Origin of the sequence: Marinobacter sp. OP 3.4, from assembly GCF_036224885.1 — a bacterium.
GTDB lineage: Bacteria > Pseudomonadota > Gammaproteobacteria > Pseudomonadales > Oleiphilaceae > Marinobacter.
The window spans coordinates 80609-105383 of sequence record NZ_JAVVLT010000122.1 but is presented as its reverse complement, the minus strand read 5'-3'; the positions used below and the strand labels follow the sequence as shown (position 1 = coordinate 105383).

Annotated in this window: 22 protein-coding genes, 1 tRNA gene, 1 pseudogene and 1 riboswitch; of the genes and pseudogenes, 9 read left to right on the top strand and 15 right to left on the bottom strand. The window is 61.3% G+C overall.

Annotated features, from left to right (window positions below; all coding sequences use genetic code 11):
- Nucleotides 1–23 precede the first annotated feature (23 nt).
- From RO069_RS21465 to RO069_RS21450, 4 genes are all read right to left on the bottom strand, one after another.
- Nucleotides 24–683 (bottom strand): hypothetical protein, encoded by a 660-nt coding sequence (locus RO069_RS21465; protein WP_328190265.1) that lies wholly within the window; start codon nt 681–683, stop codon nt 24–26.
- A 29-nt stretch (nt 684–712) separates the two neighbouring features.
- Nucleotides 713–1045, bottom strand: coding sequence for a hypothetical protein (locus RO069_RS21460; RefSeq protein ID WP_328190264.1), 333 nt, complete (start codon nt 1043–1045; stop codon nt 713–715).
- Nucleotides 1046–1191: 146 nt separating this feature from the next.
- Entirely contained in the window at nt 1192–1659 is a 468-nt protein-coding gene (locus tag RO069_RS21455) for a hypothetical protein (RefSeq protein WP_328190263.1), read from the bottom strand.
- Nucleotides 1632–1853 (bottom strand): hypothetical protein, encoded by a 222-nt coding sequence (locus RO069_RS21450; RefSeq protein WP_328190261.1) that lies wholly within the window; start codon nt 1851–1853, stop codon nt 1632–1634. Before RO069_RS21450 ends, RO069_RS21455 begins: the two co-directional genes overlap by 28 nt.
- 207 nt (nt 1854–2060) lie before the next feature.
- Between RO069_RS21450 and RO069_RS22170 the strand changes: the two are divergent.
- Nucleotides 2061–2198, top strand: a pseudogene (locus RO069_RS22170) (hypothetical protein); the annotation flags it as partial.
- On the opposite strand, the gene RO069_RS21445 reads toward RO069_RS22170, so the two are convergent.
- From RO069_RS21445 to RO069_RS21435, 3 genes are all read right to left on the bottom strand, one after another.
- Nucleotides 2153–2926, bottom strand: a complete 774-nt coding sequence (locus RO069_RS21445; protein WP_328190260.1) for a CLCA_X family protein — start codon at nt 2924–2926, stop codon at nt 2153–2155. The pseudogene RO069_RS22170 and the gene RO069_RS21445 overlap by 46 nt on opposite strands.
- 111 nt (nt 2927–3037) lie before the next feature.
- Nucleotides 3038–4096 (bottom strand): ribonucleotide-diphosphate reductase subunit beta, encoded by a 1059-nt coding sequence (locus tag RO069_RS21440; protein WP_328190258.1) that lies wholly within the window; start codon nt 4094–4096, stop codon nt 3038–3040.
- A 114-nt stretch (nt 4097–4210) separates the two neighbouring features.
- Nucleotides 4211–6964: a ribonucleoside-diphosphate reductase subunit alpha gene (locus tag RO069_RS21435; RefSeq protein WP_328190257.1), complete on the bottom strand. Its 2754-nt coding sequence runs from the start codon at nt 6962–6964 to the stop codon at nt 4211–4213.
- Nucleotides 6965–7322: 358 nt separating this feature from the next.
- A riboswitch (cobalamin riboswitch) is annotated at nt 7323–7538 on the bottom strand.
- Between the two features lie 175 nt (nt 7539–7713).
- Here RO069_RS21435 and RO069_RS21430 point away from each other — a divergent pair.
- The 4 genes from RO069_RS21430 to RO069_RS21415 all read left to right on the top strand — a co-directional run bounded on the left by RO069_RS21430 (nt 7714) and on the right by RO069_RS21415 (nt 9751).
- Complete coding sequence (locus tag RO069_RS21430; RefSeq protein WP_328190255.1) at nt 7714–8310, top strand: Crp/Fnr family transcriptional regulator; 597 nt, start codon at nt 7714–7716, stop codon at nt 8308–8310.
- 103 nt (nt 8311–8413) lie between these two features.
- Nucleotides 8414–8608: a YgaP family membrane protein gene (locus RO069_RS21425; RefSeq protein ID WP_328190254.1), complete on the top strand. Its 195-nt coding sequence runs from the start codon at nt 8414–8416 to the stop codon at nt 8606–8608.
- 10 nt (nt 8609–8618) lie between these two features.
- A complete protein-coding gene (locus tag RO069_RS21420; protein WP_328190252.1) occupies nt 8619–9176 on the top strand; it encodes a YeeE/YedE thiosulfate transporter family protein in 558 nt (185 codons plus the stop codon).
- Complete coding sequence (locus RO069_RS21415; RefSeq protein WP_328190251.1) at nt 9173–9751, top strand: DUF6691 family protein; 579 nt, start codon at nt 9173–9175, stop codon at nt 9749–9751. Before RO069_RS21420 ends, RO069_RS21415 begins: the two co-directional genes overlap by 4 nt.
- 47 nt (nt 9752–9798) lie before the next feature.
- On the opposite strand, the gene RO069_RS21410 is transcribed toward RO069_RS21415, so the two are convergent.
- The 5 genes from RO069_RS21410 to putA all read right to left on the bottom strand — a co-directional run bounded on the left by RO069_RS21410 (nt 9799) and on the right by putA (nt 17470).
- On the bottom strand, nt 9799–10647 hold the full coding sequence (locus tag RO069_RS21410) for a bifunctional helix-turn-helix domain-containing protein/methylated-DNA--[protein]-cysteine S-methyltransferase (protein WP_328190249.1): 849 nt from the start codon (nt 10645–10647) through the stop codon (nt 9799–9801).
- 11 nt (nt 10648–10658) lie between these two features.
- Nucleotides 10659–11423 carry an SDR family oxidoreductase gene (locus RO069_RS21405; RefSeq protein WP_328190247.1) on the bottom strand — a complete coding sequence of 255 codons (765 nt, stop codon included), beginning with the start codon at nt 11421–11423 and terminating at the stop codon, nt 10659–10661.
- Between the two features lie 212 nt (nt 11424–11635).
- Nucleotides 11636–13141: a sodium/proton antiporter NhaB gene (gene nhaB, locus RO069_RS21400; RefSeq protein WP_328190245.1), complete on the bottom strand. Its 1506-nt coding sequence runs from the start codon at nt 13139–13141 to the stop codon at nt 11636–11638.
- 165 nt (nt 13142–13306) lie between these two features.
- The gene (locus RO069_RS21395) at nt 13307–13738 is read right to left on the bottom strand and encodes a YqaA family protein (RefSeq protein WP_328190243.1); all 432 of its coding nucleotides are present in this window, start codon (nt 13736–13738) and stop codon (nt 13307–13309) included.
- A gap of 102 nt (nt 13739–13840) precedes the next feature.
- Nucleotides 13841–17470 carry a bifunctional proline dehydrogenase/L-glutamate gamma-semialdehyde dehydrogenase PutA gene (gene putA, locus RO069_RS21390; protein WP_328190241.1) on the bottom strand — a complete coding sequence of 1210 codons (3630 nt, stop codon included), beginning with the start codon at nt 17468–17470 and terminating at the stop codon, nt 13841–13843.
- 310 nt (nt 17471–17780) lie between these two features.
- Here putA and RO069_RS21385 point away from each other — a divergent pair, with 310 nt between their 5' ends.
- A complete protein-coding gene (locus RO069_RS21385; protein ID WP_328190239.1) occupies nt 17781–18233 on the top strand; it encodes an Lrp/AsnC ligand binding domain-containing protein in 453 nt (150 codons plus the stop codon).
- Nucleotides 18234–18243: 10 nt separating this feature from the next.
- Here the strand turns inward: RO069_RS21385 and RO069_RS21380 are convergent, their stop codons facing one another.
- A complete protein-coding gene (locus RO069_RS21380; protein WP_328190238.1) occupies nt 18244–19500 on the bottom strand; it encodes a DUF2254 domain-containing protein in 1257 nt (418 codons plus the stop codon).
- Between the two features lie 463 nt (nt 19501–19963).
- Here RO069_RS21380 and RO069_RS21375 point away from each other — a divergent pair, with 463 nt between their 5' ends.
- From RO069_RS21375 to RO069_RS21365, 3 genes are read left to right on the top strand one after another with little or no spacing between them, the layout of a single operon-like run.
- On the top strand, nt 19964–21073 hold the full coding sequence (locus tag RO069_RS21375) for a hypothetical protein (protein WP_328190237.1): 1110 nt from the start codon (nt 19964–19966) through the stop codon (nt 21071–21073).
- Nucleotides 21063–21968 carry a metal ABC transporter substrate-binding protein gene (locus RO069_RS21370; RefSeq protein ID WP_328190236.1) on the top strand — a complete coding sequence of 302 codons (906 nt, stop codon included), beginning with the start codon at nt 21063–21065 and terminating at the stop codon, nt 21966–21968. The genes RO069_RS21375 and RO069_RS21370 overlap by 11 nt, the downstream gene beginning before the upstream one ends.
- Entirely contained in the window at nt 21958–22752 is a 795-nt protein-coding gene (locus RO069_RS21365; RefSeq protein WP_328190234.1) for a metal ABC transporter permease, read from the top strand. Before RO069_RS21370 ends, RO069_RS21365 begins: the two co-directional genes overlap by 11 nt.
- 27 nt (nt 22753–22779) lie before the next feature.
- Here RO069_RS21365 and RO069_RS21360 read toward each other — a convergent pair.
- Nucleotides 22780–22855, bottom strand: a tRNA-Thr gene (locus RO069_RS21360).
- Nucleotides 22856–22925: 70 nt separating this feature from the next.
- Nucleotides 22926–24758: a glutamine--fructose-6-phosphate transaminase (isomerizing) gene (gene glmS / locus RO069_RS21355; protein WP_328190233.1), complete on the bottom strand. Its 1833-nt coding sequence runs from the start codon at nt 24756–24758 to the stop codon at nt 22926–22928.
- Between the last annotated feature and the right edge of the window lie 17 nt (nt 24759–24775).

Sequence of the window (24775 nt, the reverse complement as noted above, 5' to 3'; positions counted from 1 at the left end):
TTGTTATGCACAACTTTCAAATTTTACAGATTTTTGTAGGCGTGATAACTGTCGAGTACTTGATGATACAGCATTGATGATTTTCTCCTGGCAGCCGGATGAAAAGCATTGATGAAGACGACACCCTCATTCAAATGAACTCTCTCGCTAACTTTTTTAATCTCAGGAAAAACATAACGTTTTACTTGATTATATGTACCGCAAAGCACAACTATATCTGGCTTTATCAACTCAACCTGCCTTCTAACAAAATAAGCATACTCACTCGCATGGGCATCAAACGTCTTTCGGTTAGTTCTGGCTTTTCCTGCAGTCTTCCTTATATTTATATATGCAATGCTCTTAACTGCACTTCTTTCATTTAACTTAGCATCTTTGAGCGACGGCACAACCCCATCATAATTTTGAAGCCCGTAAGCCCAACGCCCCACCCGACGAAGAACTTTCCCTCGCCACCATCCGCTTTTCTTCACTTCAATAGCTCTATTAATCGCAGCAACAACATTCTGATTTGCTTTATTTGTTTCCTTTAAAACAAACAAAACCTTTTTTCTGCTACTATCCCAGTTATCTTTTGAGATCACTCCATCATGGTTGAAGTGCCGGCCTTCAGGAAACTCCTCTTCCCAAGCATCCATTAACTCATCAAGACAGTCTATTCCAGAAATTTCTTTATTATCCATAAAGACACTCGAGTTAGCTTTTAGAAAAATCAATTATATAAACTAGTAGATCCGTCAGGCAACCATTCGATATTTAAGCCACCCTCACCAAAACGTACAACACCCTCCCTTTTTGGTAGTTCATTACATTGGCCTCGATACTCAATAAAATTATCAAGCAATTCGATCAGGTGCACTTTGAACCCTGACTCAGTAGCCTTCACAAAAGTGTCGTCTTCAACCGTCCAACGAGTGCCGCTCAAGCGAGATTCATTATCTTCCGCACAGAAAACCACTTTACCGTTTGCTTTAACAATCTCAGGATACTGCTTGGCAAGCATAGCAAGACGGGTAGCTTCAAAAGCTTGATCAAAATTTGGCATATTTTTTCCTTTTACTCGTTATTCTTTCAGCTTGCGCCATCTAGGCGACAGATTGCGTCGTAGAAGCGCATAGCGCCGCTCAGCACGCGCGGCTACGGAATGGACGCGAAGCCGCAATGGAGTAGACGTCGCCGTGCCTAGCCTTGTTATGATGATGGCTCACCGGTTAAAAGTTTCGCCTTACCGAGTAGAGCTGCATATCTTTTTAACGTGGAACTTATACCAAAGCAAATTGACCACTCACTATCCTTGGGAGCATAAAAGTTAGAGCCAAGGTCTCCTCTGGGATCTCTCAGAACCAAACCACGCTTGAGAAAGTCTTCCATGTAAGCGAAGAGTTCATCAATTTCGACACCAAGGCTTAATTTTCTGAAATTTTCATGATTTATATTATAAGTTGGATAAATAGTATTAACTTCTACCTTCTGCAAGCTAGACAACTTGATAAAAAGATCAACCTTCAAGTCGTCTAGGCCGTTAGCGCAGGTGATAAAACGAGATTTTTCTTTTGTTGAGAAATCAAACTGACGATCATCTATAAACAAAAAAGCCAAGGCTCGCAAAACTATTTCACTCGATGTGTTTGTTATAGCAGCAGCATAGTCGGCCAGCACCTTTTTGAACGTTCTTGGCTAAGAAATTCATTAATCTCAGCCTGACGCTCAGCTGTTAAATTATCAATTTCTGAATCAATAGTCGTCAAGAAAGTATTTACACGATGCTCCCCGTATAAATTATGGGCTTCTTTGAGGAACCAAAAAATCGATCTGGCTATCGGGGTTGCCATCTTAGTTTTCGTTAGCTCCATGCATTGGCTCCTTGATCATAACAGCTAGTTTTACGAACGCCTTCACATACCACCCGTTCGTATAATTCCAAAAAATCGGCAAGCCATGGATCCCGGAAAACGCTTGTAATTCATAAGATTAAGACTCGCCCCACGGATTCTGCCGGAGTTATATGCCCCTGTACGAATCACTCCCGGAGTTCGCTTACGGGCGCATAACTCCACCAATCCACCTTTTACTTTCAACCCTATCAGATGGTTATCGGCATTGCCTGCGCAATTTACGGAGTTTTACGAACACGTTCGCTGAACTCCAGCCTTCAGGCATCCGTGCGCTGCAATGCCCGCCCAAGGTTTGAGAAGTAATCCCGGAAGGCGGCGTTGATGGTCTCCCGTTGGGGCCCCTGCGGATACAGGCCCATTCTTGCCTCGTCAGTTTCCCGGGTGCCTTTTACCAGGAAGTCGTTCTTGCAGTCCGCGTCCTGCACGAAGGCTTCGAAGGCCCGGGCGCAGAGTTCTTCGGGTTTGCTGAAATAGTGGACGCCGGCGGCTTTGTCCGCGACAGCGGACTTTTGAAAGAGCTCGCTGGGCTCGGTGCCTGCGTCGTTGAGCAGGATGGCCTGGTAGCAGGCTTCCAGCCGTTGGTTGAGGGGGTGCTGGATGGCGTCGTCGCGGGTCAGCCAGAGGGTGGAGCCGAAGGCGCCCTTGCCGCTGCGCTCGAACAGTTTGTCGGCAATGTAGTGGTCGAAGGCGTGGAACCATTCGTGGGCGATGCTGCCGGGGCCGGCGTTCTTGGCCAGGGCGAAGCTGCGGGTGGCGGGGGTGTAGTGGGCGGACACGCCGGGCTGGCCGCCGATGCCGTATTGCAGGGCCAGAGTGCCACGCAGGGAGATGAGGCTTTCGGTGCCGCCGAGGATGGTCATCAGGTCGCACAGGGCGTCGTAGAACAGGGCCGCGCTGCGCTGTTTTTCCGGTTCGGTGACCCAGCGGCCGATCTCGACGGTGCGGAACTGGAACCGTCGCCGGACGTGCAGGAAGGTAACGGTGGCGCCGCCGCGGTGGTCAGGGCCGCGGCGGTAGAAGGTTCTTGGCATGGGGCCTCACGCTGTGGTTTCCAGGCACAGTGTAACCACAGAGCCCCTGCACCAGAAGCCATGCCGCCATCGGGTGTCGGTGCTATTCCTCCGACGCCCGATGGTCCCTGCTTACCACTCCAGTTGCGCCCCGGTCTGGTACTCGATCACCCGGGTCTCGAAGAAGTTCTTCTCCTTGCGCATGGTGGCCTGTTCGTCCAGCCAGGGGGAGACGTTCTTCGCTCCGGGGAAGGGTTCTTCCAGCCCGACCGTCCGTGCGCGGCGGTTGGCGACGAAGCGGAACTGCTCGTGGTGGTATTCGGCGGAATAGCCCAGGATCGGGTCCCGCAGGATGTAGTTGGCGTAGTCCCGCTCGGCGGCTTCGGACTCGTCCCACATGTCGCGCACGGCTTTGGGGTCGAGGGTGATATTTTCTTCCTCCAGGATCTGGTTGACCACTTTCAGGCCGAAGGAGAAGTGCATGGCCTCGTCCCGCAGGATGTACTGGAGCTGTTCACCGGTGCCGCGCATCAGGCCCCGGCGCTGCAGGGCGAAGATGGGGCTGAAGCCGTTGTAGAACCAGGCACCCTCGAACACGGCGGCGAAGAACAGGTAGGACATGATGAATTCCTGCAGGTCGTCGCGGTTACGCAGGTTCATGTCGGAGCGCATGGCGGCGTCCAGGCGGCGGTTGGCCATCTGGATCTTGCCGTTGATCGCCGGCACCACGCGGTAGCGGTTGTAGATTTCGCTCTGATCGAGGTTGAGGGTTTCGATGCAGTGCTGGTAGGCCCAGGTGTGCATGGCTTCCTCGTAGACCTGGCGGGCCTGGTAGATCTGCAGTTCCGGGGCGCTCATCTTTTCCATCACCGCCAGGCCGATGTTGCGCATGGCGAGGATGTCGGAGGTGGTGAGGTAGGCCAGTACGTTCTCGTAGACGTGTTTTTCCGCCGGGTTGAGGCGGTGGTGGTAGTCGTGGACGTCCTGGGCCATGTTGACGTCCAGGGGGGTCCAGTGGTTCTTGTTGGCGTTCATGAAGTACTCCCAGGCCCAGGGGTACTTGAACGGGGCCAGCTGGTTGATGTCGGTTTCGCCGTTGATGACGCGTTTGTCGTCGACGTTGACCGGGGCCGGGCCTTCGGTGTTGGTGGGTTTGCTTTCGGGTTTTGGTTCGTCGTCCCAGTTCAGCATGGGGATCTCCTTTGGAAAACGGGCTACCAGAATGCTGGTGTTAGCCCCTCTCCCTCCAGGGGAGAGGGGATGTACAGGCCGGACTTATCAGTGGCTTCTAGCGCTAGTGGATGTTTACTGACACGCCTCGCAGTCGGGGTCGTCAATGCTGCATACCTGTGGCTGTGGCGCGGCGACCGGTGCGGTCTTCTCAGCGCCCGTGGCACCCAGGGAGCGCAGGTAGTAGGTGGTTTTCAGGCCGCGTTCCCAGGCGAGCTGGTAGAGCGCATCCAGTTTCCTGCCGTTGGGTTCGGCCATGTACAGGTTCAGGCTCTGGGCCTGGTCCAGCCATTTCTGGCGTCGGGAGGCGGCCTCCACCAGCCAGCGGGCGTCGATTTCGAAGGCGGTGGCGTAGCGGGCCTTAAGTTCGTCCGGGATGCGGTCGATCTGCTGAACGCTGCCGTCGAAGTACTTGAGGTCGTTGACCATGACGTTGTCCCAAAGGCCCTCGGCCTTGAGGTCGCGGACCAGGGAGGGATTCACTACGGTGAATTCGCCGGACAGGTTCGATTTGACGAACAGGTTCTGGTACGCCGGTTCGATGGACTGGGAGACGCCCACGATGTTGGAGATGGTGGCCGTGGGCGCGATGGCCATGACGTTGCTGTTGCGCATGCCGTTCTTCGCGATCAGCTCGCGCACCGGGGTCCAGTCCAGGCGGACGCTGGTGTCCACGCTGAGGTCGCCTTCCCGGCGGTTTTCCTTCAGGCGGTTGACGGAGTCGATGGGCAGGATGCCCTGGTGCCACAGGGAGCCTTCGTAGCTTTCGTAGGCGCCGCGCTCGCCAGCCAGTTCGGCGGAGGAGCGGATGGCGAAGTAGCTGATCTGCTCCATGGCCACGTCGGCGAATTCCACGGCTTCCGGGCTGGCGTAGGGTACGCCGAGTTTGTACAGGGCGTCCTGGAAGCCCATCAGGCCGAGGCCCACCGGGCGGTGGCGCAGGTTGGAGTTGCGGGCCTGCGGCACGGCGTAGTAGTTGATGTCGATGACGTTATCCAGCATGCGGACCGCGCGGCTGACGGTGCGTTCCAGGCGCTGCACGTCCAGTTCGCTATCTTTCACGTGGGCGGCCAGGTTGACGGAGCCCAGGTTGCACACGGCGATTTCGTCCTCGCTGGTGTTGAGGGTGATCTCGGTGCACAGGTTGGAGCTGTGGACCACGCCCCGGTGCTGCTGGGGCGAGCGCAGGTTGCAGGGGTCCTTGAAGGTGATCCACGGGTGGCCGGTTTCGAACAGCACGGTGAGCATCTTGCGCCAGAGCTGCTTGGCGGAGACTTTCTTGGACAGTTTGATCCGGCCCTGCTCCGCCAGCGCCTCGTAGTGCTCGTAGCGCTCGCGGAACTCGTTACCGTACAGGTCGTGCAGGTCGCCCACGTCGCTGGGGGAGAACAGGGTCCAGTCCTGGTCGTTGCGCATGCGCTCGATCAGCAGGTCCGGCACCCAGTTGGCGGTGTTCATGTCGTGGGTGCGGCGGCGTTCGTCCCCGGTGTTCTTGCGCAGCTCCAGGAATTCCTCGATGTCCAGGTGCCAGCTTTCCAGGTAGGCGCACACCGCGCCCTTGCGCTTGCCACCCTGGTTGACAGCGACAGCGGTGTCGTTGACCACTTTCAGGAAGGGCACCACGCCCTGGCTCTGGCCGTTGGTGCCCTTGATGTGGGAGCCCAGGGCGCGCACCGGGGTCCAGTCGTTGCCCAGGCCGCCGGCCCACTTGGACAGCATGGCGTTGTCGCGGATGGCGCCGTAGATGCTTTCCAGGTCGTCCTGCACGGTGGTCAGGTAGCAGGAGGACAGTTGCGAGTGGCGGGTGCCGCTGTTGAACAGGGTCGGCGTGGACGCCATGTAGTCGAAGCTGGACAGCAGGTCATAGAACTCGATGGCGCGGGCGTTGGGGTCGTCCTCCCGCAGGGCCAGGCCCATGGCCACGCGCATGAAGAACACCTGGGGCAGTTCCAGCCGAGCCTTGTCCCAGTGCAGGAAGTAGCGGTCGTACAGGGTCTGCAGGCCCAGGAAGCCGAACTGCTGGTCCCGCTCCGGCTGCAGGGCCTCGCCCAGGCGTTCCAGGTCGAAGGCGGCCAGCGCTTCGTCCAGCAGTTCGTAACGGATGCCTTCGTGGATAAAGGCGGTCAGGGCCTGGGGATAGACCTCGGCGAGACTCTGCTGGGTCGACAGCCCCAGGGCGCCGGTGGTTTCCAGGCGAAGTTGCTCCAGCAGCAGGCGGGCGGTGACGGCGCTGTAGTCCGGCTCCTGCTCGATGCGGCCACGGGCGGTCATCACCAGGGCGGAGAGTACCTCGGTTTCGTCGATGCCGTCATAGAGGTTGCGCAGGGCGTCTTCCACCAGGGAGTCGCCGTTGATGCCTTCCAGACCGGTGGCCGCCTGTTCCACCTGCAGTTTCATCAGGCCCAGGTCCAGGGGGGCGATCTCGCCGCTGGCCTTTTTCACGGTCAGGTGCGGGTGGGCCTCCACAGGCTCGTCGATAGCGCGCTGGCGGGCGTGTTCTTCCCGGTAGAGCACGTAGGCCCGGGCCACTTTCTGTTCGCCACCGCGCATCAGGGCCAGTTCCACTTGGTCCTGAATGTCCTCGATATGGACCTTGCCGCCGGCCTTCAGGCGTCGGCTGATGGCCTGGGTCACCTGGTCGGTGACATCCTGGACGGCATGGTTGATATGGGCGGAACCGGCGGCCTGGTCACCTTCCACGGCCAGGAAGGCCTTGGTGACGGCGACACTGATCTTGGACGCATTGAAGCTGACCAGGGTGCCATTGCGCTTGATAACCTGAAGGGATTCGGTGGCGGCCTGCGGGGCTTCGGCCAGGGCGGTGGACATGGGTGTTCTCCTTTACAACGCGTTGGGATTACGAGACTTCGCGTTGCAGGAGATTCAGAGGCAGGATCGGATAACCGATCACCGGAACCTGCGGGTTTTGCCCCCTCTCCCCTGGAGGGAGAGGGGGGAGAGATTAACTCCGGAGTCCGCCGCTTTCCCCCTCTCCCTAACCCCGCTCCGCGCCCCGGCCATTTGCCAGAGCCAAATGGCGTTCAGGCGGACGAAGCGATGCTTCGTTTTTCCCGCCTTCACCCCACCAGGGGAGAGGGGATAAAAAGAGTTGCCCGCAAGCTGCCGCCAACGACATTTGGCCGTCGTGGCCGCAAGAATCTGTCTGCTCACCTTATAAACGCGAAGGCTCGACATTCTGTCCAGGGCAGGTCTTCGGACTCAGGGGCAGGAACCTGTCGGTTCAGCCTTACGGACGACTTCCCGGCGTTTGCCAGTGTCATGGTGCCCGTTCGTTCCCCAATACCGCTGCGCGTCAGTTCCGGATTCTCACCGGATTCCCGATACCAGGTGGTGACACTTTGATCACTACATTTGGTATGCAGCCAAGGACACCATCACTATATACGGGATTTTTATCCTTAACAAATTACCAAAGCCAATCGATGGGGGGCTGGCGCCACCACCCTCCCTATCGTATTGGGGGCGGCCCTGTTTACCCCGGCGGGACAACGGATGACAATCACGCGGAACCGTCTATTCTCATGCCCTGGAAGGGCCGAGTTCAGCAGGAGACTACCTTGTCCATCGCGCATTATTTCAATGGCTATCACGATATCCGCATTCCGGCGGGTCAGCCGGTGCTCCATCAGGGCGACGAGTGCCTTAACTATTTTCTGCTGACGGCAGGGTCGGTGCGGCTATTCACCCGCTCTGCCCGCGGCCGGGAAGTCACCCTCTATCACGTGCGACCAGACAGCATCTGCGTGCTCACCACCAGTTGCCTGCTGGGAGGCCGGCGCTTTCCCGCCGAGGCGGTGGCCGACACCGACCTCAGGGTCCGGATGATGCCCAAGGCCCGCTTCGATGACCTGATGGAGACCGCCCCAAGCTTTCGCGACGCTGTATTCCAGAGCCTTGCCCAGCGTATGGACAGCCTGATCCAGACTATCGAGAAACTGGCCCTGGAGCCCATTGACGTTCGTATCGCCAAATACCTGCTGTCCTTCGATACGGCGCTGATACAAACCACCCATCAACTGGTTGCCTCCGAAGTGGGCACCGCCCGGGAAGTGGTCAGCCGCCACCTGAAGCAACTGGCGGACAAGGGCATGATCCAGCCGGAACGGGGCGCCATCCGCATACTCGACCCGGATGCGCTGGCCAAACTGACCTGAATCAAATTCGATCGAACTTTTCCATCCCTCGGTGACTTAGTTACAGACCGGCACCAACCGCCCGCCCAGAATATCCCCATCAACACACGGGGAGGGTTACACCATGTCCAAGAACGAAGGCGCCATTGATCGCACCCTGCGGGTACTTGCTGGCCTGGCACTGCTGAGTCTCACGGTTGTCGGCCCGCAGAGCCTGTGGGGACTTATCGGTATCGTACCGCTGCTGACCGGCCTGGTGGGCTTCTGCCCGCTGTACCGGGTACTGGGCATCAGCACCTGTCCGGTGAAGAGCCGGTAGGAGGCATATCATGTACTGGAACTGGAAAATCAGCGGCCTGGCGCTGGCCGGCGTCTTCCTGCTGGCTGTCGTGCTGGTCAAACCCATTGGCGTGTCCACGCAGTTCGTGATCTTCGACGGGCTGGTGGCGTCCTGGTTCAATCCGACCCTGGTTGTTGAGGACGCTACCTCCGCCAGCGGTTACGCCAGTAGCAACGCCTACCTGAACAAATCCGGCGGCAAGTACGCCGAAGCCATTGCCAACCCGCTGAACTACAGCTTTGTGTTCGTGATCGCCATGGTGGTGGGCGGTTTCCTGGGCCGGCGCTTCCAGAGCCGTGGGCAGGATCCGGTACCGCCGTTCCACCGCGCCCGCTTCGGACAGACCCCGGCAATGCGCTACGGGCTGGCCTTTGCTGGCGGCATCCTGGTGCTCTGGGGGGCAAGGCTGGCCGGTGGCTGTACCAGTGGCCATATGATGAGCGGCATGATGCAGACCGCCGTCAGCGGTTACCTGTTCGCCCTGGCCGCCTTTGCCTTTGCGGTACCCACCGCGCTGTTGCTCTACCGTGATGGAGGGAACACATGATGACTCTGTTTCTTGCGATTATCCTGGGCCTGCTGTTTGGCTTCGTACTGCAGCGGGTCGGTGCCGCCGATCCACAGAAGATCGTGGGCATGCTGACACTGACCGACATGCACCTGGCCAAGGCCATCCTGCTGGGTATCGGGGTGTCTTCGATTGTCCTGTTCGCCGGCCTTTGGCTGGGGCTGATCGACGCCAGTCACCTGTCCATCAAGAGCGCCTATACCGGGGTACTGGTGGGCGGTGCCATCCTCGGCATCGGCTGGGCCGTGGCCGGCTACTGCCCGGGCACCGGACTGGTGGGCATGGGCTCCGGTCGCCTGGACGGCCTGTTCTTCGTGCTGGGCGGTTTGGTGGGGGCAGCCATCTTCACCCTGGGCTTTGGTGCGATACAGGACAGCATGCTGTTCAACAGCCTGTTCGGTGGCAAGGCCACCCTGACCACCGCCGATAGCCGGCAATGGCTGGCCATCCTGCTGGGTGTGGGCTTCGTTGCCCTGGCGGCGCTGCTCGGCATGCGACTCCGTCCGACCGTAGTGCACAGGTCCACAGCCTCGAAGGGGCTGGCAAAGCACTGACGGCTGATCAACGGGTGGGCCACCCTGTCTTCAGGGCGGTCCACACCTCAGGCCGTTACGGCCTCCGGCTCGGCCCGCAAACGCTCCCAGGCCTGGATTACCCGCTTGCGGTTCGGCCCCCACCGGTAACCACCGAGGGCGCCACTTTGCTGGATCACCCGATGGCAGGGAATCAGCAGGGCCACCGGGTTCACCCCAACAGCATTGCCCACCGCCCGTGATGCCCGGGGGTATCCCAGGGAGCGGGCGATATCCCCATAGCTGACCACCGCGCCGTAGGGAATGTTCATCAGCGCACGCCAGACGGCAATCTGGAAATTGGTGCCGGACACCCGGATGGAGATGGGGCCTTCCGCCCGCTCCTCCGGCCGGCCCAGCATGCGGGCCACCACCGGCTCGGTGGCGGCGGCGTCCTCTACCAGGGTGCTTGCGGGCCAGTCCGTCCTGAGTTGTGCCAGTTCAGTCTCCAGGTCGGAGTAGCCGAGGAAGGCGGCCCGGCACACACCCCGGTCGGTGCGCGCCACCAGCAGTTCTCCGAAAGGCGACTCATGGACACCGTAGCTGATGCGCACCCCCTCGCCCCTGGTTTTGAACTCGCCGGGAGTTACCGCTTCCAACTGGACAAAATGGTCGTGCAGCCGCGACCCGCCACTGAGGCCGATGTCGAGCGCCGTGTCCAGCAGCGAGCGGGATTCCGCCAGTAACGCCTTGCTGTGCTCCAGGGTCAGCACCTGCAGGAAGCGCTTCGGCGAGGTCCCGGCCCAACGGGTGAACAGCCGCTGAAAGTGGTAGGGGCTCAGGTTTACGTGTGCCGCCACCTGTTCCAGCGTGGGTTGACTGCCGGCCTGCTCAACCAGATAGGTAATGGCCTGTTCGATACGCTCGTAGTCCGACATCATCACGTCCCTCACATTCTGTTCACGGAGACGCCACCGTCCACCAGCATGGCCGAGCCGGTGGTGAACGAGGCGGCGTCCGATGCCAGATACAGCGCTGATCTGGCAATTTCTTCCGGCGATGCAATCCGTTTCAGGGCGTGCAGCCCCCGCACCATGGCCATGGCCTCCGGTGAATCGGCAAAGGTGCGTGCCGCATCGGTATCCGTGCCCCCCGGCAGCAGGGCGTTCACCCGGATGCCTTGGGCGCCGTGCTCCACAGCCAGCACCTGGGTCAGTCCGACCAGGCCGGCCTTGCTGGCAGCGTAGGCGGCCATGCCCGGCATTCCCGCAGTATGGCCCACAAAAGACGAGGTGAATAACAGCGAGCCACCGCCCCGGGCGACCATGGCCGGTAGCTGATACTTGGCCCCCAGCCAGGCCCCGGTCAGGTTGGTGGCCAGCACCTCATCCCAGTCATCCCGGGACATATCGGAGGCCGGCCCCATGGCACCGAGCACACCGGCGTTATTGAAGGCGATATCAAGGCCGCCAAAGGCCTCGGTGGCCACCTCCACCAGGGTCCGGGCATAGGCTTCATCCCTCACATCCCCCGCCAGCGCCACGGCTTGGCCGCCTTCCGCCTCAATCTCCCGGACCAGGACCTCCAGTTCCTGCTGACGGCGGGCGCCGACAACCACCGAGGCCCCTTCCCGGGCGAACAGGCGGGCTGACGCATAGCCTATGCCGGCGCTGGCACCGGTAACAATGGCCACTTTGTTGGACAGGATATTCATGGCTGGAGCTCCTTTCATCGATGGCGGAATCGTCGGCGGATAGCCGGTTCAGAATCGATGATAGGGAGTCTCCATGCGGCGGCCGACCCGAATCTTGCGGAGATGATGGCGGGGCGTTTCCTGATCACTCGGAATGGTGCTGCCTTGCCGTAACCCCCGGAACCGAGGGTTAAGTTAAGGTGCCTCCCTTCGGATCGGCCCTCTGATGGTCGTCAGACCAGATAGATCACACTGATCAGGCCCACGGTTCCCATCACGATGGTGTAAGGGAACGCCATCACAACCATGCGCCCATAGGACAACCGCACCAGCGGCGCAATCGCAGAGGTGAGCAGGAACAGGAACGCCGCCTGGCCGTTGGGGGTGGCCACGCTGGGCAGGTTGGTGCCGGTGTTGATGGAAATCGCCAGGGTTTCGAAATGCGCCTGGCTGATGGCGCCGGCCTCCAGGGCCTGCTTGATCTCACTGATGTAGACCGTGGCCACGAACACATTGTCGCTGATCATGGACAGCAGGCCATTGGCGATGAAGAACATGCCCGGTTGCTGGCTCTCCGGCAGGTCCAGCACGAATTCGATCACCGGCTTGAACAGGTGCTGGTCATGGATCACCGCCACCACGGCGAAGAACACCACCAGCAGGGAAGTGAACGGCAGGGATTCCTGGAAGGCCTTGCCGATCTGGTGCTCGTCGGTCACCCCGGTAAAGGAGGTAATGATGATGATCACCAGCAGGCCGATCAGGCCCACTTCAGCCAGGTGAAAGGCCAAGCCCACCACCAGCACGCCGGCGGCAAAGGCCTGGATCCAGAGGGCCGCCTGGTCGGATTTGGTGCGCTTGGCTTTCTCGTTGTCGGCAAACTCCTCCAGCACCCGGCGCACCGGCTTGGGCAGCCGGGTGCCGTAACCGAACCAGCGCAGCTTCTCCAGCGCCCAGCAGGTGAACAGGCCGGCACCCAGCACCGGCAGGCTCACCGGTGCCATGTGCTCGAAGAAGCTCTTGAAGTCCCAGCCCACGGTCTTGGCGATCAGCAGGTTCTGGGGTTCGCCCACCATGGTGGCCACACCCCCCAGGGCGGTACCGATGGCGCCGTGCATCAGCAGGCTGCGCAGGAAACCCCGGAACTGCTCCAGGTCCTCCCGGTGCAGCTCGATCACCTCCGCGTCGCTGTTGGCGTTGTGATCGCTGTGCTGGTAACCCTTGCCCGAGGCCACCTTGTGATAGACCGAATAGAAGCCCACTGCGACGCTGATAATCACTGCGGTTACCGTCAGCGCATCCAGAAAGGCCGACAGCAATGCGGCAGCGGCACAGAACAGGATCGACAGCGCCGACTTGGACCTTACTCCCACCAGGATCTGGGTAAAGGTGACCAGCAGCAGTTCCTTCATGAAGTAGATGCCCGCCACCATGAACATCAGCAGCAGGATTACCGGGAAGTTGGTGAGCAGCTCGTGGTAAACCGCCTCCGGCGAGGTCATGCCCACCAGGATCGCTTCCACCGCCAGCAGGCCGCCGGGCAGCAGCGGGTAACACTTCAGCGCCATCGCCAGGGTAAAGATGAACTCTCCGACCAGAAGCCAGCCCGCCACCGCCGGCCCGAACATCACCACCACAATGGGGTTGATCACCAGGAACAGCAGGATCAGCTGCTTGTACCAGACGGGCGCCTTGCCCAGGAAATTGGCGGCGAAACCGCCGAATACGGTCGATGGCATTTGTCTATCACTTCTATAGAAAGGATCTTTTACGAGGCGGGGGCATATTACCAGAAGCAATTTCAAATGTGCTTGATATTGATGAAATTCCGTGCGGGTTCTTTCTCATTACGGCGTCATGGTGCACCAGAATGGATCATTGCCGGTCATGGCCAGATCCCGGGATCAGCTGTTCAGCCAGCCAAAGGTCAGCATGGCGGTGATCAGGTAACGCCCGCCCTTGGCCAGGGTGACAATAGCCAGGAAACGCCAGAAGGGCTCCCGCATGATGCCGGCAATGAGGGTGAGGGGATCGCCGATGAACGGTGCCCAGCTCATCAGCAGGGACCAGTGACCCCAGCGGTGGTAGTGGACCTGGGCTTTTTCCAGGGTGTGGGCCTTGAACGGGAACCACTTGCGGTAGCGGAACTTTTCGATGTACAGGCCCAGGTACCAGTTCACCACCGAACCCAGCACATTGCCTGCGGTGGCGACCAGCAACAGACCAACAACGGAATAGGTATCCGCCACCAGCAACCCCACCAGCAGCGCTTCAGACTGGAACGGAAAGAAGGTGGCCGCGGCGAAGGCAGCAGAGAACAGACTGAAATAGGCCATCAGGGATCCGATATTCGCATGCTCCGGGTCCGGGAAACCGGCCTTCACCATAATGGCGAAGGCCGCGGAAAGCCAGGAGCACTCCCTGCTCTCGCTCCGAGCCTATTCCGAGGCCGCAATCAGGCTGGCATTACCCCCGGCAGCGGTGGTATCCACACACAGGTGCCGCTCGATCACATAGCGCTGGTCCAGGGTATGCTCGGTGATCAGTGGCAGCAGCGCGCCGTCCCGTTTGGCCAGGGCCTGGCGGTACTGCTTCAGCAGGTCCGTTTCCCCGCAGCTTACCACCGCGTGGAAACCGTCCACCGTGGCCAGGGCATCCGGGTCCAGAAGGCCGTCACACCCCACCACCGGCAGACCGGCATCGGCGGCCTGTTTCATGGTTTCCTCAACCCCCGGGGCGATCACCACCACCTGGTTGCCCTGGGACAGGGCGGTTGCCGCCTGCTCCAGGGCCGTCGGCCGGTCCGGCCCCAGGCACAGCACCAGTCCCCGGGGATGGTTGGACAGGCGATTCAGTTCCCCGGTAGGCCCGGGCAGCTCCTCGGGCTGGTCATCCAGGGGAGCCGGCGCCTCACCCAGGATTGGCACCAGGTGGGCCATCCGTTCGCTGGGCCCCGGCACAGGCTTTTTATCCAGTGAAGCGATCAGCTTCTGCAGGGTTTTGGCGTCCACAAGGGTGGCGCTGGTATCCGCCGGCACCTGTTTGACCGCCCCCTGCAGGAACCGGCGAACATACTGCGGCCCCCCGGCCTTGGGCCCGGTGCCGGACAGCCCCTCGCCGCCAAAGGGCTGGGAGCCGACAATGGCACCGATCTGGTTGCGGTTGACGTAGGTATTGCCCACGTGGATGCGGTTGGCGATCCGCTCCACCCGGTGGTCCACCCGGCTGTGGATACCGAAGGTCAGGCCGTAGCCCTTGGCGTTGATGGCATCCACCACTTTGTCCATGTCCTTCGCCTCGAAGGTGGCCACATGGAGCACCGGCCCGAAGATTTCCTCTTCCATCTCCTCGATACCGCTGACCTTGAGCACGGCAGGGGATACGAACAGCCCGCCGTCCGGTACCGGCACTTTCTTCAGGAGCTTGCCGTCCCGCTCGAATTTGTCGCAATGGTCCTGGATCTTCTTGCGGGATTTCTCATCAATCACCGGGCCCACATCCGTGGACAGCAGCCAGGGGTCGCCGATGCCCAGTTCGTCCATGGCGCCGTAGAGCATCTCCAGCAGGTGATCGGCAATGTCCTTCTGCACATAGAGCATGCGCAGGGCGGAACAGCGCTGGCCCGCACTCTGGAAGGAAGACGCCAGCACGTCCCGCACCACCTGCTCCGGCAGGGCGGTGGAGTCCACGATCATGGCGTTGAGGCCGCCGGTTTCCGCCACCAGGGGGGCGTCCGGTGCCATGTTGTCGGTCATCGCCTGGTTGATGCGCTGGGCGGTGGCGGTGGAACCGGTAAAGCAGACACCGGCGATGCGGGCGTCGGAGGTCAGCGCCGCCCCCACGGTGGCGCCGGTGCCCGGCAGCAACTGGATTGCCGCCTTCGGGATCCCCGCCTCATGCATCAGCTCCACGGCCCGGCTGGCCAGCAGCGAGGTCTGCTCCGCCGGCTTGGCCACCACGGTATTGCCCGCCGCCAGGTTGGCCATGATCTGGCCGGTGAAGATTGCCAGCGGGAAGTTCCAGGGCGAGATGCAGCACATCACCCCATTGGGATTACCGCTGCCTTCATAACGCTCCGCCTCATTGGCGTAGTACTGGGCGAAGTCCACCGCTTCCCGGATCTCGGCAACGGCATCCAGCAGGGACTTGCCCGCCTCCCGGGTGGTGAGGGCGAACAGCTCGTGGGCGTGTTCCTCGTACAGGTCCCCCACCCGGCGGACCCGGGCGGCACGCTCAGCGGCAGACAGTGCGGACCAGCGGCTGAATTCGGCCTGCGCGGCGTCGATGGCCCCGTCGATATCTTCCGGCGACGCCTGGGTCACGTAGCCCACCAGATCCTCCGGGTTGGCCGGGTTGCGCACCACCTGCACTTCCGTACCGATCACGTCCGAGACCACCACCGGGCCGCCCTTCCAGCGGTGCTCCCGGTATTGCCCGCGGCCACGGTCGATCTCCCCGATGGTCACCGGATCGGTGATGTCCCAACCCTTGGAGTTGCGGCGTTTCTCGCCAAACAGATTGGCCGGTTTGACGATGGCCTTGCTGGAGAGTTCGCGACCCAGGGATTCCACCGTGTCGATGGGATCCCGCGCGATTTCTTCCGGGGTGATACTGGTGTCGACAATCTGGTTGACGAACGAGCTGTTGGCGCCGTTCTCCAGCAGCCGGCGCACCAGGTAGGCCAGCAGGTCGCTGTGCTTGCCCACCGGCGCGTAGATCCGGCAGGGCACGCCGCTGTCCTTCATCACCTGGTTGTGGAGGGATTCCCCCATGCCATGCAGGCGCTGGAATTCGTAGTTGTCGAGCCCGGCGGTGCGGGTCATCTCCAGCACGGCGGATACCGAGTGGGCGTTGTGGGTGGCGAACTGCGGGTAGATACGATCCGCCATGTTCACCAGCTTGCGGGCACAGGACAGGTAGGCCACGTCGCTGCAGGCCTTGCGGGTGAACACCGGGAAATCGGTCAGGCCCATCACCTGGGCCCGCTTGATCTCGGCGTCCCAATAGGCGCCCTTCACCAGCCGCACCATGATGCGGCGATCCAGCTTCTCCGCCAGGGCATAGAGCCAATCAAGGGTCTGTGCGGAACGCTTGCCGAATGCCTGCACCACCACACCGAAACCTTCCCAGCCCGCCAGCTCAGGGTCGGACAGGATAGCCTCAATAACGTCCAGGGATGGGTCCAGCCGGTCCTGCTCTTCCGCGTCGATATTGAAGCCCATATTGGCCGCCGCCGCCTTCTTCGCCAGCTTCAGGGCCCGGGGCATCAGTTCCTTCATGATCCGGTCACGCTGGCCGTATTCATAGCGGGCCAGCAGGGCGGACAGCTTCACCGAGATACCGGGGTTCTTGCGCACATCGCCATCGCAGGATTTGGCAAGGTGGTCGATGGCATGCTCGTAGGCCTCGTAGTACCGCACGGCGTCCGCATCGGTTCTGGCCGCCTCACCCAGCATGTCATAGGAGTAGGTGTAGCCACGGGCCACGTACTCCTTGCCTTCCCGCTGGGCTTCCTCAATATCCCGGCCCAGCACGAACTGGCGACCCATTTCCTTCATGGCCTGGCCGGCGACGGTGCGCACCACCGGCTCGCCCATACGCTTGACCATCTTGCGCAGGGTGTCACCCACGCTCTGGCGTTCGGAATCCTTCAGCAGGTTGCTGGTCATCAGCAACGCCACGGTGGTGGAGTTGATAAACGAGGACGACGCCTTGCCCACATGGGCACTCCAGTTGCCGGAGGTAATCTTGTCCTCGATCAGGGCGTGGATGGTCATGTTGTCCGGCACCCGCAGCAGGGCTTCCGCCAGGCACATCAGCGCCACGCCCTCCTTGGTGGTCAGGCCGTATTCCGCCAGGAATTTTTCCATGATGGTGGAGCGGGCGTTGGACCGCACATCCCGTACCAGGTCCGCGGCCCGGTCGGAGATGGCACGGCGTTCCTCCGGCGACAGGCCGGCGTCCGCAATCAGTTCACGAATGACCTCGTACTCATCAGCGAGGTAGTAGTTGCGGACAGCCTGGCGGCTTTCGGCCAGTGTCGGTTTGTCTGACTGCTGCGGTTTCATAACGGTAACCTCATCGTCATCTGTCTCTCTTGCAGGCATTCTACCGATAGGGCGTCAGACCATTTTCCTGTATTAATTTTATACAGCAGTTAAATATCCCGTTTTTACCGAACATGAATTACAATAAAGACTTCAGTTTCCGGGAAAACAGGAAAAATGATCTGGTGACACCCGACAACCGGGTTGTCGATCCGGGGCTGCCTGCCATGGAACCTGTACTGACTTCAGTCTAGAACGCTATCAGGAGGTACGCAGGGAATCGGCCTCCGGTTTCCATCGGGTGTCCCTCATCAACCACCAATGAGGCCGTATGACAGAGCCGGACCGCATCGACCATTCCATCATGCGAGAGCTGCAGAAGAACGCCCGCATCACCATCACTGAACTGGCCTCCCGGGTGGGGCTGTCGAAGACCCCGTGCCAGGTGCGCATGCGCCGGCTGGAGGAACAGGGCTACATCACCGGCTACACCGCGCTGCTGAACCAGACCCGTATGGGCCTGAGCCACATTGCCTTCGCCCAGGTCACCCTCAATGACACCAGCAGCAAGGCCCTGGCGGCCTTCAACGAGGCCGTCCGGGAAATCGCCGCCGTGGAGCAGTGCCATATGATTGCTGGCAATTTCGACTACCTGCTGAAGGTGCGCACCCGCAACATGGCGGAATACCGGCAGGTACTGGGGGAACAGATCTCGGCGCTGCCCCACGTGCTGCAGACCAGTACCTTTGTGGTGATGGAGAATGTGCGGGATGGGGCCGTGTAACGCGAGCCGTTTACTGACCACTGGCCTTGCGTACCCTCTCCACATCCCGGGACACAGTCAGCGCCTGCTCGGCCCGTGCCAGCGCCAGAGTACTGTGATAGCGCGCGGCATCCGCCATTGCCCGGTCATGACTGTCCGCCAGGGCGGCCAGTGAGCGCTGCAGGTCCACGCCCACTTCAACCATGCCGGCGCCGTCGCGCCCAATACCGGTAAAAGCATCGTCAAACAGCTTGGCCACACCCACCGCCGGCACCTCTACCCGGTCCCAGGGCGTTTCAATATAGCCCGGAGGTATGGGCTGTCGCCATTCATCGAGCAGTCGCACCATCGTCTGTAACACCTTGATGGCCGTGCCCGGGTCGTTGACAGCCGGGGACAGTGCCCGCATTGCAATCTCGGAGAGCACCACGAAACCGAAGCGGGGATCCTGATCGAAGACCCGATCGTTGTCGACCGTAAAGCAGGCCGCCGCGCTGCTCAGGTCAACGTCAGCCGGCGGTGGCTCGCGGAACCAGACCCGGGCCATTTCCGCCCGCGGCGCCAGGAAGGATCCCGGCAGCGCCAGAACCCGCACCCGGGCATCATGCGTTTGCGCCCACTTGTGCAGGTCCTCCACGTTAATTTCCTGGACGCAGCCGACGATTTCCGAGGTGACGGACAGCCCTTCGGGCAACGGGCCTGCGACCGGTATGCCGCCCAGGTAAGGCTGGCGTCGATTCTGCTGAAGCACCAGCCGGGTTGCCCGCTCGGCACGGTCAATCACCGGGCCCAACAGACCCAGCCGGGCAATGCTGTCCACCCAGTAGACGAACACCAGAACCACCAGGGCAAACATCCCCATGGCTTCCGCAAAAATCGTGAAGTAGCCGGAGTCCTCGAAATAGCCTTCATCCAGCGTGACACGGGCAATCACACTGAAGATGAAAGCGGCCACAAAGGTGGAATGGGCCAGCTGCGAGATGTCATCCCGCAGCACCAGCTTGAAGCTGCGCGGCGTGCCGCTCTGGGTGGCGGACGTATACGCCGACACCATGGAGCCAACCGCGAAAGTGGCAATCACCAGCATGCTGGCGGCCAGGATCGACAGCAGGGTTTCCACGGTTCCCCGGTCAATGTCAGGCAACCAGACGCCGAGACCGGAACCGTCCACCAGACCCGCCGCGAATATGGCGATCACGGAACCAACACTGAACAGTGCCGGCCTGAACCAGAGCCGTTCCCGCAGGCGGTTGATCAGAAACAGGATCGATTTTCCCTTACCGGCCATGCCACAGAACTCCTGATCGCCAGGGGGGCCACAACCTTCGGTGCGGCGAGGGTAATGATCTTACCCTGTTCTCCCCGAATCCCACCAGCACACCTCGTCCGCGCACCAGAGGTCAGAACGCTCTTTTCCTGCCTGTTTTCAGACTCCTCTCCCACCAAAGTTCCCGAATCGGGCTTTACGTTTTTTATGTTATAACATAACATTTACCGCCAATCAGACAAGACGTTAATCCATCACAGGGAGGAACAAGCCGATTCACTGCCCCTGTCGGTGAACCACCGTTGGATGTCCGCCTCGGCTGGCCTTCACCTCACCCAATAAAAGTAACGTTATAACGTAAAAGGAGTTTTCCATGACAGCGCTGGACCAACCATTCGCCCACACCCCGCTGCGCCTGGCCATTGCCCTGGCCGCAACCCTGACAACCATGACGACTAACGTCGACAAGCAGTAAGGAACCACTATGAAACGCATGTCCCCGATTGCCAGCGCACTTGCGCTGGCCGTCTCGCCCCTGGCCACCTCAGCCAACGAACTGAACCCGGATATCAGCGCGGTGCTGGATGGCTACTACAAGCAGAACACCACCGCCCTGTCCCACCGGGACGAGGGTTTCGGGCTGGGTCATACCGAGCTGTCCCTGTCGTCCCCCATCGACGATCTGTTCGAGGGGCGTCTCACCGCTGTCCTGGAAAGCCATGACGGCGAAACCGAACTGGAGATGGAGGAAGCCTTCATCCAGACCACCGGCATGCCCTGGAACCTGAGCATGCGTGGTGGCCGTTTCCTGTCCCAGGTGGGTTACCTCAACGGCCGGCACCTGCATGAGGATGATTTCGTGGAACGCCCGGCGGCCTACCGCGCCCTGCTCGGCAGCCACTACTTCGACGACGGTGTGCGCCTCAACATGCTGCTGCCCACGCCCTTCTACTGGCAGATCGGTGCGGAAGCCTTCGACGGCAATCGCCTCTCCGAAGGTGAAGAGGATATCGGGGTATACACCGTGAATACCCGTTTCGGCGGTGATATCTCCAACAGCCAGAGCTGGCAGGCTGGCCTGTCCTGGCTGCGCAACCGCCAGACCCACGCAGGCGAGGAAGCCCACGATCACGACCATGAAGAGGAAGGGCACGATCACAGCCATGCTGCCGCCTACACCGGCGAGAACCTCTACATCGCCGACCTGGTGTGGAAGTGGTCCCCCCGGGGCAACACCCGCCAGCAACAGTTGACTCTTAGCGGTGAATACCTCTACGCCGATGATCTGAACGAGTACGCCAGCTCCGACCACGTGCACGAGGGCTGGTACGCGTCCGCCGTCTACCAGTTTGCCCCCCAGTGGTCCGCCGGTGTGCGGTATGGCGAGGTGGACCTGAAGGAAGCCCATGGCGACCACTTCCACGACCAGGAACTGGAGGAGACCGACGTCATGCTGGCCTGGTCCCATTCTCACTTCTCGACCCTGCGGCTGCAGTACACCTTCCAGGATGCCTACGGCTTTGAGGAAGCGGATAACACCGTCACCCTGCAGTACGTGATGTCCTTCGGGGAGCATGGTGCCCATGGTTTCTAGAACCCTGTTTGCCGGGCTTGTGCTGGCGCTGGTCACGCCCGTTGCCCAGGCCAGCCTGAACGTCTTCGCCTGTGAACCGGAATGGGGCGACCTGGCCCGGTCCCTGGCGCCGGAGGCCGACATCACCGTGGCCACCACCGCCTGGCAGGATCCCCACTACGTCGAGGCCCGGCCCAGCCTGATCGCTGCCGTGCGTCGGGCCGACCTGGTGGTCTGCACCGGGGCGTCCCTGGAAGTGGGCTGGCTGCCGGCACTGCTGCAGAAGTCCGCCAATCGGGAGGTCCAGGAAGGCGAGCCCGGCCTGTTCTATGCTGCGGAGCAGGTGCCGTTGCACCAGCCCCACGACCACGTGGATCGCAGCATGGGTGACGTGCACCCGGAGGGGGATCCCCATGTGCACCTGGATCCGGAGGCGATGCCGGTGATAGCCGAAGCCCTGGCCAGTCGCATGGGCCAACTGGCGCCGGAAAGCACCTCTGATATCCAGCGGCGTTACCTGTCCTGGCGGGTGGACTGGAACCTTCGCCGGGACCAGTGGCGTGAAGCCGCCCAGCGACTCGAAGGCCGGGAACTGGTGGTCCAGCATACCAGCTTCAACTACCTGCTGCGCTGGCTGGGCGTGGAGCCGGTGATCGACCTGGAACCCAAGCCGGGGCTACCGCCCAGTGCGTCACACCTGAGCAAGGTACTGGCCAATGACCGGCTGGACCAGGCTGACGGCATCCTGGTGGCCACCTATCAGGATGACCGGCCCGCACAGTGGTTATCAAAGCAATCGGCATTACCCGTGCTGGTGCTACCTGCTACTGTCACCGGCGAAGCTCCAACGCAGACCCTGCCGGACCTGATAGACCATATCATCCGGCAGTTGGGTAACCTGTCCAATGACACCTGATAGCTGGTCCTGGCTGGCCGCTCCCCTTGCGGCCGGACTGCTGATGGCCCTGTGCCTGGTGCCCCTGGGGCACCGGGTGCTGGCCCGGGGCATGGTGTTCGCCGACCTGGCCATCGCCCAGTGGGCGGCCCTGGGATCACTGGCCGGCGGCAGGCTGATGCCCAGCCATGTGGTGCTGGGCATTCCGGTGAGCAGCCTGATCCTGGCGCTGCTGGCCGTTGCCCTGGTCCACCTGATCCTCCGGTACCTGCCATGCCACCGGGAGGCCACCATCGGCCTGCTCTATGTGTCCGGCGCCAGCCTGGCGACCCTGCTGGTCAGCAGCGATCCCCACGGGGCCCAGGCCCTGGCCCGGACCCTGGACGGGGATCTGCTGTGGGTGACCTGGCAATCACTGGTGCCTCTGGCGATCATCACCCTGGCGGTGTTGGCCTGGAAGCTGTTACCGGGTGAAAAGGGGAGGGACAGGCTATTCTTCGTGCTGTTCGCCCTGTCGGTCACCCTGACAGTGGAGACGGCAGGCATCTACGTGGTGTTTGCCAGCCTGATTGCCACACCGCTGATGATCTGCCATCACGGCGGTGGGCCACTCTGGCAGGCGATAATGGCGGCCGCTGCAGGCCAGACCATCGGGCTTGGCCTGTCCGCGTTCCACGACCTGCCGGCGGGACCGGCGGTGGTACTCGCCTTGATCGTCACCGCCCTGATGGCGTCGGTTATCGCCGGGGCACTTCCGGGATCAGACAGACGGCTCCCACAGCCTCATCAGCCATCAGGTGAATGAAACGGACAAGGGCCGAAAGCCATCGGATGGAGCTGCAGGGGGGAGTCGAACCCCCGACCTACTGATTACGAGTCAGTTGCTCTACCGCCTGAGCTACTGCAGCCTCCACTGGCAATCTAGGGGTCGGGGGAGCCGGATTTCAAGGGGCCCGTTGCGGGGCCCCGGCTATCAGATTATTCGACAGTAACGCTCTTGGCGAGATTCCGTGGCTGATCCACATCGGTGCCCTTGAGTACCGCCACGTGGTATGACAGCAACTGCAGCGGCACCGTGTAGACGATCGGCGCGGTGATCGGGTGGACCGATGGAATCTGCATGACGTGGATACCGTCTTCGGACTTCACATCGGCATCACGGTCGGCGAACACGAACAGTTCACCGCCCCGGGCCCGGACTTCCTCCAGGTTGGACTTGAGTTTTTCCACCAGGTCGTTGTTGGGGGCCACGGTGACCACCGGCATCTCGCTGTCCACCAGGGCCAGGGGGCCGTGCTTGAGTTCACCAGCCGGGTAGGCTTCGGCGTGGATGTAGGAGATTTCCTTGAGTTTCAGCGCCCCTTCCAGGGCCACCGGGAACTGGGAGCCGCGGCCCAGGAACAGGCTGTGGTGCTTGTCCACAAAGGCTTCACCGAGTTCCGCGATGGACTCATCAAGAGCTAGCACATCGGCGACCTGGCCAGGCACCAATTTCAGGGCCTGGACGATTTCCGCTTCCTTCTCCTCCGGCAGGCCATTGTGGCGGGCCAGGGCGAGGGTGAAGATCAGCAGGGCGGTGAGCTGGGTGGTGAAGGCCTTGGTGGAGGCGACCCCGATTTCCGGTCCGGCCTGGGTCATGACCACCATGTCCGATTCCCGCACCAGGGAACTGCCCGGCACGTTGCAGATCGCCAGGGCGGCACGGAAGCCGGCCTTCTTGGCCTGGCGCAGGGCGGCCAGGGTGTCGGCAGTCTCGCCGGACTGGGAAATGCACAGGAACAGGGTGTCCGGCTGGATCACATGCTTGCGGTAGCGGAACTCCGACGCCACCTCCACGGAACAGGGCACCCCGGCCAGTTCCTCGATCCAGTAACGGGCCACCATGCCGGCGTGGTAGCTGGTGCCACAGGCAATGATCTGCACATGGCGGATGTCCTTCAGGAGCTTGCCCGCCTCGGTGCCCAGGGCCTGTTCCAGCACCCGGCTGTCGCTCAGGCGCCCTTCCAGGGTGGCCTTGATCACCGCCGGCTGCTCGTGGATCTCCTTGAGCATGAAATGGCGATAGTCCCCCTTGTCGGCGGCATCGTGGCCGTGCTCGAAACGGGTCACTTCCCGCTCCACCGTCTCGCCGCTGCGGTCGGTGACCGTCACCCGGTCCCGATATACATCCGCCAGGTCCCCTTCCTCCAGGAACATGAATCGGTCGGTGACCGGAAGCAGGGCAAGCTGGTCGGAGGCAATAAAGTTCTCGCCGATCCCAACACCGATCACCAGCGGGCTGCCCTCACGGCAAACCACAAGATGGTCCGGTTCGTCCGCATGCACCACGGCCAGGGCATAGGCACCCCGCAACTGGCTGATAGCGGCCTTGACCGCCCTGAACAGGTGACGCTCCTCCTGGTAATGCTTTTCGATCAGGTGGGCAATGACCTCGGTGTCGGTCTGGGAGGTGAAGCTGTAGCCCTCCTCCCGGAGCTGGTCCCGCAGGGCCTGGTAGTTCTCGATAATGCCGTTGTGGACAATGGCCAGCCGTTCGCCGGACATGTGCGGATGGGCGTTGATGCGGGACGGTTCACCGTGGGTGGCCCAGCGGGTATGGGCAATGCCCACATGGCCAGGAGCCGGATGGGCGGCTACCGCATCGGCCAGGGCGGCGACCTTGCCCAGTTCACGGGCGCGGTTGATCTGGCCGCTGCCGTCCAGGGTTGCCAGGCCGGCGGAGTCGTAGCCCCGGTATTCCAGCCGCCTCAAACCTTCCAGCAGGATACCTTCCACGTCCCTCTGGGAAACTGCTCCAACGATGCCACACATATTGATGTTGTCCTGTT

What these genes read in the sequence shown, in the direction of transcription:
- RO069_RS21465 (WP_328190265.1), bottom strand. Translation starts at nt 683, where the DNA reads ATGGATAATAAAGAAATTTCTGGAATAGACTGTCTTGATGAGTTAATG.
- RO069_RS21460 (WP_328190264.1), bottom strand. Translation starts at nt 1,045, where the DNA reads ATGCCAAATTTTGATCAAGCTTTTGAAGCTACCCGTCTTGCTATGCTT.
- RO069_RS21450 (WP_328190261.1), bottom strand. Translation starts at nt 1,853, where the DNA reads ATGGAGCTAACGAAAACTAAGATGGCAACCCCGATAGCCAGATCGATT.
- RO069_RS21445 (WP_328190260.1), bottom strand. Translation starts at nt 2,926, where the DNA reads ATGCCAAGAACCTTCTACCGCCGCGGCCCTGACCACCGCGGCGGCGCC.
- RO069_RS21440 (WP_328190258.1), bottom strand. Translation starts at nt 4,096, where the DNA reads ATGCTGAACTGGGACGACGAACCAAAACCCGAAAGCAAACCCACCAAC.
- RO069_RS21435 (WP_328190257.1), bottom strand. Translation starts at nt 6,964, where the DNA reads ATGTCCACCGCCCTGGCCGAAGCCCCGCAGGCCGCCACCGAATCCCTT.
- RO069_RS21425 (WP_328190254.1), top strand. Translation starts at nt 8,414, where the DNA reads ATGTCCAAGAACGAAGGCGCCATTGATCGCACCCTGCGGGTACTTGCT.
- RO069_RS21420 (WP_328190252.1), top strand. Translation starts at nt 8,619, where the DNA reads ATGTACTGGAACTGGAAAATCAGCGGCCTGGCGCTGGCCGGCGTCTTC.
- RO069_RS21415 (WP_328190251.1), top strand. Translation starts at nt 9,173, where the DNA reads ATGATGACTCTGTTTCTTGCGATTATCCTGGGCCTGCTGTTTGGCTTC.
- RO069_RS21410 (WP_328190249.1), bottom strand. Translation starts at nt 10,647, where the DNA reads ATGTCGGACTACGAGCGTATCGAACAGGCCATTACCTATCTGGTTGAG.
- RO069_RS21405 (WP_328190247.1), bottom strand. Translation starts at nt 11,423, where the DNA reads ATGAATATCCTGTCCAACAAAGTGGCCATTGTTACCGGTGCCAGCGCC.
- nhaB (WP_328190245.1), bottom strand. Translation starts at nt 13,141, where the DNA reads ATGCCATCGACCGTATTCGGCGGTTTCGCCGCCAATTTCCTGGGCAAG.
- RO069_RS21395 (WP_328190243.1), bottom strand. Translation starts at nt 13,738, where the DNA reads ATGGCCTATTTCAGTCTGTTCTCTGCTGCCTTCGCCGCGGCCACCTTC.
- putA (WP_328190241.1), bottom strand. Translation starts at nt 17,470, where the DNA reads ATGAAACCGCAGCAGTCAGACAAACCGACACTGGCCGAAAGCCGCCAG.
- RO069_RS21385 (WP_328190239.1), top strand. Translation starts at nt 17,781, where the DNA reads ATGACAGAGCCGGACCGCATCGACCATTCCATCATGCGAGAGCTGCAG.
- RO069_RS21380 (WP_328190238.1), bottom strand. Translation starts at nt 19,500, where the DNA reads ATGGCCGGTAAGGGAAAATCGATCCTGTTTCTGATCAACCGCCTGCGG.
- RO069_RS21375 (WP_328190237.1), top strand. Translation starts at nt 19,964, where the DNA reads ATGAAACGCATGTCCCCGATTGCCAGCGCACTTGCGCTGGCCGTCTCG.
- RO069_RS21370 (WP_328190236.1), top strand. Translation starts at nt 21,063, where the DNA reads ATGGTTTCTAGAACCCTGTTTGCCGGGCTTGTGCTGGCGCTGGTCACG.
- RO069_RS21365 (WP_328190234.1), top strand. Translation starts at nt 21,958, where the DNA reads ATGACACCTGATAGCTGGTCCTGGCTGGCCGCTCCCCTTGCGGCCGGA.
- glmS (WP_328190233.1), bottom strand. Translation starts at nt 24,758, where the DNA reads ATGTGTGGCATCGTTGGAGCAGTTTCCCAGAGGGACGTGGAAGGTATC.